The organism is Undibacterium umbellatum (assembly GCF_014284125.1).
Taxonomy (GTDB): domain Bacteria; phylum Pseudomonadota; class Gammaproteobacteria; order Burkholderiales; family Burkholderiaceae_D; genus Undibacterium; species Undibacterium umbellatum.
The window spans coordinates 171,327-185,183 of the sequence record NZ_JACOFX010000002.1; the positions used below are offsets into that span (position 1 = coordinate 171,327).

9 protein-coding genes are annotated in these 13,857 nt (G+C 50.5%); all 9 read left to right on the plus strand.

Annotated elements, in window-relative coordinates; translation table 11 throughout:
• Positions 1-33 precede the first annotated feature (33 nt).
• The 9 genes from queA to H8L47_RS05315 all read left to right on the plus strand — a co-directional run bounded on the left by queA (position 34) and on the right by H8L47_RS05315 (position 13,824).
• Positions 34-1,083 carry a tRNA preQ1(34) S-adenosylmethionine ribosyltransferase-isomerase QueA gene (gene queA / locus H8L47_RS05275; protein WP_186952182.1) on the plus strand — a complete coding sequence of 350 codons (1,050 nt, stop codon included), beginning with the start codon at positions 34-36 and terminating at the stop codon, positions 1,081-1,083.
• On the plus strand, positions 1,076-2,209 hold the full coding sequence (tgt, locus tag H8L47_RS05280; RefSeq protein WP_186952183.1) for a tRNA guanosine(34) transglycosylase Tgt: 1,134 nt from the start codon (positions 1,076-1,078) through the stop codon (positions 2,207-2,209). The genes queA and tgt overlap by 8 nt, the downstream gene beginning before the upstream one ends.
• 125 nt (positions 2,210-2,334) lie before the next feature.
• Complete coding sequence (locus H8L47_RS05285) at positions 2,335-3,858, plus strand: flavin monoamine oxidase family protein (RefSeq protein ID WP_186952184.1); 1,524 nt, start codon at positions 2,335-2,337, stop codon at positions 3,856-3,858.
• Between the two features lie 223 nt (positions 3,859-4,081).
• Complete coding sequence (locus tag H8L47_RS05290) at positions 4,082-5,542, plus strand: YdgA family protein (RefSeq protein WP_222616418.1); 1,461 nt, start codon at positions 4,082-4,084, stop codon at positions 5,540-5,542.
• 330 nt (positions 5,543-5,872) lie between these two features.
• Entirely contained in the window at positions 5,873-6,139 is a 267-nt protein-coding gene (gene yajC, locus H8L47_RS05295; protein WP_230413645.1) for a preprotein translocase subunit YajC, read from the plus strand.
• An 82-nt stretch (positions 6,140-6,221) separates the two neighbouring features.
• Positions 6,222-8,099, plus strand: a complete 1,878-nt coding sequence (secD, locus tag H8L47_RS05300) for a protein translocase subunit SecD (protein WP_186952187.1) — start codon at positions 6,222-6,224, stop codon at positions 8,097-8,099.
• Positions 8,100-8,132: 33 nt separating this feature from the next.
• A complete protein-coding gene (secF, locus tag H8L47_RS05305; RefSeq protein ID WP_186952188.1) occupies positions 8,133-9,155 on the plus strand; it encodes a protein translocase subunit SecF in 1,023 nt (340 codons plus the stop codon).
• A gap of 308 nt (positions 9,156-9,463) precedes the next feature.
• A complete protein-coding gene (locus H8L47_RS05310) occupies positions 9,464-10,732 on the plus strand; it encodes an efflux RND transporter periplasmic adaptor subunit (RefSeq protein WP_186952189.1) in 1,269 nt (422 codons plus the stop codon).
• Positions 10,729-13,824, plus strand: coding sequence for an efflux RND transporter permease subunit (locus tag H8L47_RS05315; RefSeq protein WP_186952190.1), 3,096 nt, complete (start codon positions 10,729-10,731; stop codon positions 13,822-13,824). Before H8L47_RS05310 ends, H8L47_RS05315 begins: the two co-directional genes overlap by 4 nt.
• Positions 13,825-13,857: the final 33 nt, after the last annotated feature.

A 13,857-nucleotide genomic window follows, 5' to 3' on the forward strand; every position in this document is an offset into this window, starting at 1 on the left:
CTGTTTTACCCTCGTTTTTTGTAGAATTTTTGCATGTCTTACTCCCTAAGTGATTTTGATTTTGAACTGCCTGAAGCCCTGATCGCGCAAACTCCTTTGCCCGATCGCACCGCTTCGCGCCTCTTGCATGTAGATGGTGATCAATTGACAGACCGGCATTTTGCTGATGTCATTGATCAACTGTGTGCCGGTGATTTGCTGGTATTTAATGATACCCGCGTACTCAAGGCGCGCTTCTTTGGCGTCAAGGAAAGTGGCGGCAAGATACAGATGCTGGTGGAGCGTGTGCTGTCCAATAATGACAAGGAACGCAGCGTACTGGCACAGATGCGCGCTTCCAAGTCGCCACTACCAGGCAGTAAAATCCGTTTGGCTGACAGTTTCGACGTGGTCGTCGGTGAGCGTGTCGGTGAATTTTTTACCCTGTATTTCCCGTCTGATATCTTCACGCTGCTGGAAACTTATGGCCGTTTGCCTTTGCCGCCCTATATAGAACATGATGCAGATGACTTTGACGAGCAGCGTTACCAGACCGTGTATAACCGCGTGCCGGGTGCGGTAGCTGCACCAACGGCTGGCCTGCATTTTGACGAGGCGCTTTTGCAGCGTTGCCAGGACAAGGGTATCAAACTCGCCTATGTGACCCTGCATGTGGGCGCAGGCACTTTCCAGCCTGTGCGTACCGAAAACCTGGCAGATCACCAGATGCACAGCGAATGGTATACCGTGCCAGAGGGGACCGTGGCCGCCGTGCAGTCCATCAAAGCCGCAGGTGGTAAAGTGGTCGCTGTTGGCACTACCAGCATGCGCGCACTCGAGTCTGCCTCGCAAACTGGTGCCTTGCAGGCTGGTAGTGATGACACCCGCCTGTTCATCACGCCCGGCTATGTATTCAAAACCGTAGACAGGCTTATCACCAATTTCCACTTACCAAAATCTACTTTGATGATGCTGGTATCGGCATTTGCCGGGTATGATCGCGTCCGCGCCGCTTATGCACATGCAATTGCTCAACAATATCGTTTTTTCAGCTATGGCGATGCCATGCTGCTGACCAATTCCTCCGGGGAAGACCATGCTTGAATTTACACTGATTAAAAAAGATAAAACTACCGCTGCACGTCGTGGCCGTGTCAAAGTCAACCATGGTGAAATAGAAACGCCTATCTTCATGCCAGTTGGTACATATGGCTCGGTTAAGGCGATGTCGCCGCTGGAATTGAAAGAGATTGATGCCCATATCATCCTCGGCAATACTTTCCACCTGTGGCTGCGGCCTGGCATGGATGTGATCAACAAGTTTGGTGGCCTGCATGATTTCATGGGCTGGGACAAACCTATCCTGACTGACTCTGGTGGCTTCCAGGTATTTTCGCTGGGTGCGATGCGCAAAATCACCGAAGAGGGCGTCAAGTTTTCTTCGCCTATCAACGGTGAGCGCCTGTTCTTATCGCCAGAGATTTCCATGCAGATTCAGCGCTCCCTGAATTCTGACATCGTCATGCAATTTGATGAATGCACGCCTTATGAGATCGATGGCAGACCAGCGACGACTGAGGAAGCTGGTAAATCCATGCGCATGTCTTTGCGCTGGGCCAAGCGTTCCATCGATGAATTCAACCAGGGCGAAAACCCGAATGCCTTGTTCGGCATCGTCCAGGGTGGCATGTTTGAACACCTGCGCGATGAATCCCTGGCTGGCTTGAATGAACTGAATTTCCACGGTATTGCCATCGGCGGCCTGTCGGTTGGCGAGCCCAAAGAAGACATGATGCGCGTACTGGCGCATGTCGGCCCCAAGCTGCCAGAAAACAAGCCGCATTACCTCATGGGCGTTGGTACGCCAGAAGACCTGGTGGCTGGTGTTGCCAATGGCATAGACATGTTTGACTGCGTCATGCCTACCCGCAATGCGCGCAATGGCTGGATCTTCACCCGCTTTGGCGATATCAAGATCAAGAATGCGCGCTACAAGGAAGAAAAAGAGCCGCTGGATGCAACTTGTGAATGCTATGCATGCAAGAATTTTTCACGCGCTTACCTGCATCATTTGCACCGCACTGGCGAAATCCTGGGTGCTCGTTTGAATACGATTCACAATCTGCATTACTACCTGGATTTGATGAAAAACATCCGTAAAGCACTCGACGATGAGCGCTTCCCTGAGTTTGTACAGCAATTCCATGCTGACCGGGCGCGCGGGGTTTGAAATAGTTGTCTGATTAAATACGGTAAATAGTGATGGACTGATCAGTAATACGAATTATATTCAGGCCGCTTGCAGGCAAAATGGCGCTCTCGTCCGAGTGGACAAATGAATACTAGAGGTCTGATATGAATTATCATCCTGTCATTATTGCCGGCGGCGGCATTTCTGGTCTGTATTGCGCCTGGCGTCTGGCCTTGGCCGGGCAAAAAGTCGTGGTGCTGGAAGCCTCATCTGACCGCTGGGGTGGCCGCATAGAAACTGAAGACCTGGATGGCTTCATCGCTGAATGGGGTCCGATGCGTTTCGAGCCCACCCTGCAGCCGCGTTTCGATAAGTTGTGCCGTGACCTCGGCGTCAAGCTGACTGAGTTCAGCGGCCCCGAAGGTGAAGAAGTCAACGCACCTACCTATGATTTGCCCGCTGAGGAAATGGGACTCAATTCCCTGCAATTATTGAAGCGCGGCATCATGCTGGTTATGGGACAAGATCCGCAAGACCAGGCCTGGATAGATGCGCAAACCGAAGCCGATTACCAGCGCATGCGCAAGCATGCACAACTGAATGGCCAACCGCTGTGGAGCATGGGTTTCTGGAACGCCATGTCCGCCGAGGGTGCACTCAGCCATCTGGCATTGACCAAGCTGCGCGATACTGGCACTTTCTATCACATGATCCCGGAAAACCTGAATGCGATCGAATGGATCATCTGGTGGCTGCGCGCCCTGAAAACCGTAGGACAGCAACTGGCCAGCGTGGATGGTGGGACGGCAAAACTGACCGAGAGCCTGATGGCCAAATTGCGCAGCCTCAGCAATGTGACCCTGGCCGGTGGCCATATGCTGACCAGCTTCAAGCAAATCGCCATGGGCCAGCCCAGGCTGGAGCTGGATGTGCATACCAAGAATGGCAATATACAGTTGCAGACCGACAGGCTGATCCTGGCTTTGCCAAGAATGCCGCTGGTAAAACTGGCGTCCTGCCTGCCTGAACACGTCTCCTCGCAACTGGATGCGGTCAATGGCTTCCCCATGTTGAAACTGTTCTTCGTGACAGATTCACCATGGTGGGATTATTCGCAGCGTCCGCAGCAATATGCGAGTTGCCTGCCTACCCGTGAAATCCATTATTTCCGCCGCCCGCAAGGTCAGGACAAGGATGGACATGGCATGGTCTTGCTGTACATGGACCGTCCATCGACAGAATTCTGGAAACACTATGTCATGGAAACCGACAAGCATGACCGCGCCGAGATCGACCAGAACGTCAAGATCGTCGATGCGTTCTCTTTGTTCGTCGCGCGCGATGTCAAACGCCTCGTCGATATCAAACGTTCCGGCTTGAAACTGACAGACCAGGCCCAGCACATGTTTGAAGAAAAATCGCTGGAAGACACCCGTGACTTTATCAAGAACTCCATCGTCACCTATGGCATACGCGACTGGGCCAGGGCACCTTATGGAGCGGCCAATCACGGCTGGCAACCAGGGGTGCGTTCATGGAAGGTCATGGATGTTTTCAAGGCATTTGACTTTGGCAGCGGTGCCAAGAATATCCATATCGTTGGTGAGGCTTATTCCGATTACCAGGGCTTTGTTGAGGGAGCATTAAATACTTCGGAACTTGCTTTAGCAACCATACGGAGCAGTTAAAACAGACTGAAGAAAATACCTGAAAAGTGCGGGGATGGCGAGCTGGAACTTGCCATCCCTATTTTGATGGTAGGGCCAGGGCAAATGCCGGATTTTTCACATACTTAAGTCTGCTTTGTAGAATGCAAGAATGACAATCCAAAAGAAGCTTGCTACACTCCTCGCTGGCCACATTGGCTAAAGCCAAAAAATGGCATATCGGCAGTTTAAACGGAGAAAGTTTGTGAACAAAAGTATGAAATTGATCGCGGTGGTAGTGGTTTTGGCGGCGTCATATCCGGCAGCATCCTGGTACACCGGAAAACAGGTGGAAGCCAAACTGACAGAATCCAATGATCAGTCCAAGTTTTCTCCCTATGTCAAAGTGATCAAGCAAGATTATCAGCGTGGCGTGTTTTCATCGGTGCAAGAGACAACGCTGGAATTGACACTGGCTAATCTCCCAGGCCTAAAAAAGCCTGATTTTCCTGGGCCAGATGCCGCAGATCAGTCAGATGACGATGTTGCAGAAGAGCCAGTAGATGCATCGGGAAGTGCAGCTGAAACTGTGCCTGCCCCAACAGAAAAAGCAGCCAAGCCTGTACAGCTGCGCTTTATCAATCGTATTCAGCACGGCCCCTTGCCTGGTTTTAGCGGATTTGGTGCAGCTTCCATCAAGACAGAGTTGGTTTTGGATGAAGAAACCAAGGCGCAACTTGCGAAGGTATTTGGTACAGCCAATCCGCTGGAGATTTCTGCCAAGCTGAACTACGGCGGTGGCGGTCGCGTCAATATTTCCAGCCCGGCATTTAATACTGTGCTTGAAAAGGATAAAGAAAAAGTCGTCTGGCAGGGTTTGACGATGGAAGTCGGCTTTGTTAAAGATTACAAAGATATCAATGTCAATTTCAACGCGCCCGGATTATCAGTAGATGGTGCAGATGGCCTGTCATTCAAACTGGGTGCAATTAGCTTGAAAGGCGATGTCAGCAGGGCTTATCCTGCCAACAGCCTTTATCTGGGCAAGACAGAAGCTTCGATCGCCAGCATCAATGTCACCGATCCTGAGGGGCCGCAAAAAAGCTTTACGCTGGAACAGTTCAAGCTGAGTACTGATGTCAGTATGAAAGATGAGTTGGTCGATTTGGCAGCAAAAATTGGTGTCAGCAAATTTGTTCTGGACCAGAAGGCTTTCAGTGACTTCCATTATGACTATGGTGTCAAGCGCCTGCACGGCCCATCGCTGGCGAAAATTTCTACTGCCTATACAAACGCGATGAGTGATCCAGAAAAGCTGGGGACGTTGAAAGTAGTATGGGATGAAGTCGCTCCGCTGATTTTGCAAAAAGACCCAGAGTTGGTGCTGGAACGTCTGAGTGTGATGACAGCCGATGGAGAGGCCAAGCTGGTCGGTTCTGCCAAACTTGCTGGTGCCACCGCAACTGATATCGCCAATCCCATAATGATGATTTCAAAAATACAAAGTAATCTGGATATCACTTTAACCGAGACATTGGTTGCTCAAATGGCTGGAACCTCGCAAAAAGACCCTGAAATGCAAAAGGCGGCGCTGGCTTCACTGAATCAGCAAATCTCGGCTTTTGAAGGACAAGGTTTTATCACGCGTAATGGCAAGATGTTGAATTCCAAAATTGAATGGAAGCAAGGCAGTCTGTCAGTAAACGGTAAACCCTTTAGCCGTTAAAAATTACTTGTTTATGTAATAAATTGGCAGTGTAAAAAAACAGGCAATTCTCCAGGCTAACTGGCGATTGCCTGTTTTAATTTCTGTGTACTGCTTTCTTTACAGATATCCTGACAATTTCGAGCAATTTGCATGGGCGATGCTAAAATAGGGAGCTTTGCTGATTGAAAAATCAGAAAATGGTGTTATATACCGAGAATTGCAACTATTTGTATCCGGCTTCAAACATGGAGGCTGGTGATCTATTATTAAAATGACAGGAGTCTGAACGTGTTTATTTCCAATGCTTATGCACAAGCAGCCGCTGGCGGCGATCTCCAGAGTAATCTGATGAGTATGTGGCCTTTGCTCCTGATGGTAGCAGTGATGTATTTCCTCATGATACGTCCGCAAATGAAGCGTCAGAAAGAGCAAAGAACAATGATGGATGCTCTGGCAAAAAATGATGAAGTGGTCACGGCAGGCGGTATACTGGGTAAAGTGGTCAAGGTTAGCGATGCCTATGTCACTATCGAAGTTGCCAATGGAACAGAAGTCGTCGTGCAAAAAATGTCCATCACGATGATGCTGCCCAAGGGCACGATTAAAGCGATTTAATCAGCAAACAACGGCAACGCAGTCCAAAAAATAATCTGGGCTGCGTTGTGCATTTTTAGCTTCCAATTATTTTCCCCCAATTATGAATCGCTATCCACTCTGGAAGTACATACTGATTCTGATCGCCCTGGTGTTCGGTGCCATTTATACCGTGCCCAATTTCTTTGGCGAATCACCTGCAGTGCAAGTCAGTAGCGGTAAAGCCACCGTCAAAGTCGAAGCCGATATGACCGGCCGCGTTGAAAAAGCGCTGGAACAAGCCGGCTTGAAAAGCAAGGATATTTTCTACGAAAATAACGGCACACAAGGCACGGTACGCGCCCGTTTTGAAGATACGGATACCCAGTTCAAAGCCAAAGCTATTTTGGAAAAAGCGCTGAATGCTGATCCGGCCGATCCTGCTTATACCCTGGCCTTCAATCTTTTGCCGAATACCCCGAAGTGGTTGCAGAGCATGCATGCCTTGCCCATGTATCTGGGCCTGGATTTACGTGGCGGTGTGCATTTCCTCATGCAGGTCGATACCAAGGCTGTCATGAACAAACGCATGCAAGGCTTGCTGTCCAGTGTGCGTGCCAATTTGCGTGAAAAAGAAGTCCGTCATGCAGGCCTGAGCCGTGAGGGTGATCTGATCAAGGTGAAATTCCGTGATGCAGAAGAGCGCATCAAAGCCAAGAAAGTGTTGACCTCCCAGATGCCTGACGTGGATTTGGTCGATACCGCTGGCACTGAAGGCACTGATTTTGGTTTGCAAGTCAAGCTGAAACCAAGTGCGCTGAAAGAAGTCATTTCTGAAGGTATCAAACAAAATATTACCGCCTTGTCCAAACGGGTGAATGAACTGGGCGTGGCTGAGCCCATCATTCAGCAACAGGGTGCTGACCGTATCGTCGTGCAATTGCCTGGCGTACAAGACGTTGCACGCGCCAAGAGTATTATCAATCGCCTGGCCACGCTGGAAGTGCGCTTGCTGGATGAAAGTGTGATTGGCACAGTCGATGCCAATACAGCAGTTCCTTATGGTTCAGAAAAATTCATTTCCAACCGTGGTGAATATTTGATACTCACCAAAGATCCAGTCATTACTGGTGATGACATCACTAATGCAGCTTCCAGTTTTGATCAGAATCAGCAGCCAGCTGTCAGCGTAGACCTCAATGGCGACGGTGGCAAACGTATGGGTAATGCGACCAGCACACGCATAGGCAAACGCATGGCCATCGTGCTGTTTGAAAAAGGCAAGGGCGAAGTCTTGATTGCACCTACCATTAATGATGAATTGCGCAATCGCTTCATCATTACCGGCATGGGTTCTTCCTCTGCTGCTGGTGACCTGGCCTTGCTGCTGCGTGCTGGTTCGCTGGCTGCTCCTATGGAAATCATAGAAGAGCGCACCATAGGCCCGCAACTGGGGGTGGAAAACATCAAGCAGGGTCGCAATTCCACCATCTATGGTTTCGCTGCGATTGCCGTTTTCATGATGGCTTATTATCTGTTGTTCGGCTTCTTCAGTGTGCTGGCTTTGTCATTCAACGTGTTGTTGCTGGTGGCGATCTTGTCACTGATGCAGGCAACACTGACCTTGCCTGGCATTGCGGCGATTGCTCTGGCACTGGGTATGGCGATTGATGCGAACGTGCTCATCAATGAGCGCATACGCGAAGAATTGCGTGCTGGCAAATCTCCGCAAAAAGCCATAGAAGAAGGTTTTGATCACGCCTGGGCAACAATTCTGGATTCCAACGTGACTACCCTCATCGTTGGTCTGGCCTTGCTGGTGTTTGGCTCTGGTGCGATACGTGGCTTTGCCGTGGTTCACTGTCTGGGTATTGTGACTTCGATTTTCTCTTCAGTGTTTGTATCACGCGGTGTGGTCAATCTCTGGTATGGAAGAAAGAAAAAACTGACATCCATTTCAATTGGCCAAATCTGGAAACCAACAGAAAACGCGTTGAAGTAAGCGCCCAGCCAAACAAGAATACAGGGATTCATTATGGAATTATTTCGCATTAAAAAAGACATTCCTTTCATGCGCCATGCGCTGATTTTCAATGTCGTTTCTGCTCTGACCTTTGTTGCAGCTGTGTTTTTTCTGCTGCACAAGGGTCTGCACTTCTCGGTGGAGTTTACTGGTGGTACTGTCATGGAGGTGACTTACCCCAAGGCCGCCAATGTTGATGCGATACGGCACACAGTAGAGGAACTGGGTTTCACTGATTCACCAGTGCAAACCTTTGGCAAGGCACAGGACGTTGTCATTCGTTTGCCTGAAACCAAAAAGGATGCCAAGACCAGTCCTGCTGATACGGTGTTTGAAGCACTGTGCAAAATCGAAAAGGGCAGTCTGACGAAAGTCCCGGCCAGTGCGGAAAGTGGCACTACATCTGAAAAACTGGCTTGTCAGGATGCAGACAAAAAAGAACTGGTGAAATTGCAGCGCGTTGAGCTGGTTGGTGCGCAGGTTGGTGATGAACTGGCACACGATGGTTTGATGGCCCTGTTGTTCGTGGTATTGGGCGTGATGCTGTATCTGGCCATACGCTTTGAATGGAAGTTTGCGGTAGCCGCGATTGTCGCCAACTTGCATGACGTCATCATCATCCTGGGCTTTTTTGCCTTCTTTGAATGGGAATTCAACTTGTCGGTACTGGCTGCCGTGTTGGCGGTATTGGGCTACTCGGTGAATGAGTCTGTGGTTATTTTCGATCGTATCCGTGAAAACTTCCGCAAGCAGCGCAAGATGTCTGTCACTGAAGTCATCGACAATGCTATTACCAGCACCATCTCACGTACTATCATCACCCACGGCTGTACCCAGTTGATGGTATTGTCGATGTTGTTGATTGGCGGCCCGACTTTACATTATTTTGCAGTTGCACTGACGATAGGTATTCTGTTCGGTATTTACTCATCGGTTTTCGTGGCGGCAGCGATTGCCATGTGGCTGGGCGTCAAGCGTGAAGATCTGATCAAGCCCGTCAAGGAAAAAGACGATACAGATGGCGCAGTTGTATAAGTATTTTGTCAGTGCTTGGCTTAAACAGCTTTTGTAAACACCTTGTTTAAGTACTTTGCTGAAAATACCTAATTGTGTCTCTTCCATGTAACGGAAGGTATCTAAAATGAAAGCCAGCCTGTGTGCTGGCTTTTTCTTTGTTAGCATTCAAGTCTGAACTTTTTGTTGTTGTACCGAGTCTCAGAGGCGATTGCAAAACGAAGCGCAAGAACGAAACTATCAAGTAGCTGTCAATCAAGCCAGTGGAAGTAGCTGGCTGCGTTATGCAAATGTCTGTTGGACGCACCTCTGCACTGGATAAAAATAATATGAGCAAATTCAAAACCCTGATCATCGTGGCTGCCCTGGCGGCTACTTCTGCTGCAGCCTATACTTACTTCAAATCATCTGACAAAGCGGCGGGTGACGGCACAGCAAAAGCTGGAAGTGCTGCTGGTGCAGCGCAGAATCGCCCTGTAAGCGTTTCCACCATCATTGCGCAAAAACGTGACTATGATGTCAGGATCAGCGCAAACGGTGTGGTTTCGGCATTGAATACTGTCGATATCAGGCCGCAAGTCACCAGTACCATCGCTAAGGTGCATATCAAGGAAGGCCAGTTTGTCAAAGCTGGTGATGTCTTGTTTACCCTGGATAGCCGTGCAGACGAAGTCAATCTGGCAAAAGCCCAGGCACAATTGGACAAGGATCTGGCAACACTGGCAGATTATCAGCGACAACTCGCGCGCAGCAAGGACTTGGTCAGCAAGAAATTTGTTGCTCAAAGCGCAGCCGACACAAGCCAGACCCAGGTAGATACCCAACAAGCTGTCATCGCTTCAGACAAGGCGGCCGTGAGTGCGGCCCGTGTCGCTCTCAGCTACAATCGTATTGTCGCACCATCGGCTGGCCGTACTGGCCTTATCAACGTCTTCCCCGGTTCTCTGGTACAGCCTAGTGCGACGGCGACACCGCTGGTCAGCATTACCCAGATGGACCCGGTCGCGATTACCTTCCCGCTGCCACAACGCAACTTGCCGGATGCACTCGAAAGCATGAAACGTAGCGACAGCTATGTCATGGCCAGCCTGCCCGATACTAGCGTCAAGTTCAAAGGTAAATTGCAGTTTGTCGATAATGCCGTGGATGCCGCATCCGGCACGATCAAAGTCAAGGCAGTGTTTGATAACAAGGAATTGAAGCTCTGGCCTGGCGCTTATGCCAATCTGGAACTCAGCGTGCAGACTTTGAAAGATGTCGTCGTGGTTCCCCAGGATGCGGTCATCGTCGGCCCTCGGGCCAGCTCTGTGTACATTGTCGATGCCGAAGGCAAGGCAATCATGAAGCCTGTGGTCGTCACCAACAGGTTTGGTAATGAAGCTGTCGTGACTGGTGTAGAAGCAGGTGCCAAAGTCGTCCTGGATGGCAAACAAAACTTGCGCCCAGGCAGCAGCGTCAAGGAACGTAATGGCGATAGCAAAGATGGCAAAGAAGGCAAGGGCAAGGCTGACAAGGCGGGCAAGGAAGCTGCTAAGCCTGATGCTTCAGCCAGCTCCCCGGCTACCAGCACCGCAGCTTCTGCAGCGAGCGCATCATGAATTTGTCTGAATTATTTATACGCCGTCCGGTGATGACGGTATTGTTGAATCTGTCCATCATCGTCGGCGGCCTTCTGGCTTATCGTTATATCCCTATCGCCGCCTTGCCTAGCTATAACACGCCGGTCATCAGCGTGAATGCCAACTTGCCAGGTGCCAGTCCTGAAACCATGGCAACCTCGGTCGCATTGCCACTGGAAAAGCAGTTTGCCACCATACCAGGCTTGTCGATCATCAGTTCCAGCAATACCCTGGGCTCAACTTCGCTGACACTGGAGTTCGACCAGAACCGCAATGTCGATGCTGCCGCCGTGGATGTACAGGCGGCCTTGCTGAGGGCGACCCGTTCCTTGCCGGTGGACATGACGTCACCACCTTCGTATCGCAAGGTTAATCCTGCCGATGCACCTGTGCTATTTATCGCCCTGACCTCGCCATCACTGAGCTTGTCTGAGTTGACCAGTTATGCCGAGCATCTGATTTCGCCCAGCTTGTCTACGCTGGAAGGTGTGGCCCAGGTAAATATTTTTGGTATCAAGCGTTACGCGGTGCGCATACGTGTCATGCCGGACGCTCTGCAGGCGCGTAACCTGACACTGGATGAATTGGCCGCATCGATCCGCACCTCGAATGCGAACACTCCAGTTGGCACGCTGGAAGGTGACAAGCAAACGCTGACCTTGCTGGCCAATAAACAAATGCAAAGCGCGGCTGAATTTGCCAATCTGGTGGTCAGCAACAAAGGCGGGCAAGTCGTGCGTTTACGCGAAGTTGCGACAGTGGAAGACAGCTATGAGCAAGTCAAGACTGCCGCCAATTTCAATGGTGAAAGCTCAATCACTCTGGCGATACAAAGGCAGACCGATGCCAACACCGTCAAAGTGGTTGATTCCATCAGGGCCGCCTTGCCTGGCTTCAAGGCGCAATTGCCAGCGTCGGTGAAAATGAATCTGGTGAATGATCGTTCAGTCTCCATTCGTGATGCCTTGCATGATGTGAACCTGACCTTGCTGCTGACGATCTTTCTGGTCATTGTTGTCATTTTCCTGTTCTTGCGTCGCATGGTGGCAACCATCATTCCTACACTGTCCCTGCCGGTCTCGCTGATTGGTGCTATTGGCCTTTTATGGGGCTTTGGTTATACGCTGGATAATGTGTCCTTATTGGGGTTGACGCTGGCGGTTGGTCTGGTGGTCGATGATGCCATCGTCATGCTGGAAAACATCATGCGCCATGTGGAAAATGGCGAGCCACCTTTCAAGGCGGCATTGCAAGGCTCACGTGAAGTGGGTTTCACGATTATCTCGATTTCCACTTCGCTGGTGGCGGTGTTCATTCCCATCTTCTTCATGCCCGGCGTGATAGGTCAGTTGTTCCATGAATTTGCTGTCATTGTCAGCCTGGCGATCGTCGCTTCAGCATTTGTTTCGTTGACCCTGGTGCCCATGCTGGCCAGCCGCTTCTTGAAGAGCGAACATGAGCTCAAAGAACCACCAAAAGCGATAGCTGCGATGTTGCATGTATTTGAGAGCAGCTTTAATGCATCCTTGCGTACTTACACCCGCGGGCTGGATATGGCATTGCAACACCGTAAAGTCGTATTGTTGATTGCGCTGGCAACATTTGCTGCAACAGCTTATCTGTTCAACGTCATACCCAAGGGCTTTTTTCCGCAAGAAGACATAGGCCAGATCAATGTCTCGACCGAGGCGGCAGAGGAAACTTCCTTTCCTGCGATGGTGATCTTGCAGGATAAGGTCGCCAAAATCATACGGGATGACCCGAATGTGGCAACTGCAACCTCATTCAACGGCGGCAGTGGTTCGCAAAATAATGGCCGGATGTTCGTCAACCTGAAACCGCGAGGTGAGCGCAAACCCATGAAGGAAGTGGTCGATGGTTTGCGCAAAAAGCTCAATGAAGTGCCTGGCATTTCTGTCTTCCTGCGCCCCACTCAAAACTTGCAGTTAGGTGGAAGGCCGAGCAAGAGCCAGTATCAATACATCCTGCAAAGTGTGGAAGCTGGCTCCCTGAGTGACTGGGCCATCAAGCTGCAAGAAAAACTGCGCAGTGACCCCGGCTTCAAGGATGTCACTACCGACTCGCAACTGAAAGGCTTGCAGGCCAGCGTCGATATCGACCGCGATCGGGCCAATGCCTTGGGTGTGACCATGGACAGCATACGTTCTGCCTTGTATAGCGCCTTTGGTGAGCGGCAGATATCGACGATGTATACCAATGTCGATAGCTACCAAGTCATCATGGAAGTAGAACCAAATGCCAAGAAAGATGAAAGCGCCATCAATGGCATTTATGTACGCAGCAATGCCGGTGCCCTGGTGCCTTTATCCAGCATTGCTACGGTCAAGCGCACAGTAGGGCCGACTGCCATCAATCACGTAGGGCAATTGCAGGCGGTGACAGTGTCTTTCAATCTGGCTCCTGGCACGGCTTTGGGTGATGCTACCAATGCGATAGAAAAGTACCGTGAAGAAATCAAATTGCCAGCGTCGATTATCACGACTTATGGCGGTGATGCAGCGGTGTTCAAGGATTCGCAATCAGGCCAGATTATTTTGATCGTTGCCGCCTTGCTGGTCATCTATGTTTTGCTGGGCGTACTGTATGAAAGTTACATTCATCCGATTACCATCCTGGCTGGCTTGCCCTCTGCCGCAGTGGGCGCGCTGCTGACCTTGCAAATGTTTGGTGAGGACCTGACGTTGATCGCCACCATCGGTATTTTGCTGCTGATCGGTATCGTCAAGAAAAACGCCATCATGATGATCGATTTTGCGCTCGATGCACAAAGACATCACAACATGACCCCACCAGAAGCGATACGCGAAGCCTGCATACAACGCTTTCGCCCCATCATGATGACTACGCTGGCGGCGCTGGTAGGTGCCTTGCCGATTGCCATGGGCCTTGGGGCAGGGGCTGAGTTGCGCCAGCCCTTGGGTCTGGCGGTTGTTGGTGGCCTGATCTTTTCCCAGGCAATTACCCTGTTTATTACACCCGTGATTTACCTGGCACTGGATCGTTTCAGCGGGAAGGGGCCAATTGTAGGTGACACGCTGGAAGTGAAATGAATCTTGAGCTCAATCCGTGATGTGTATTTAAAG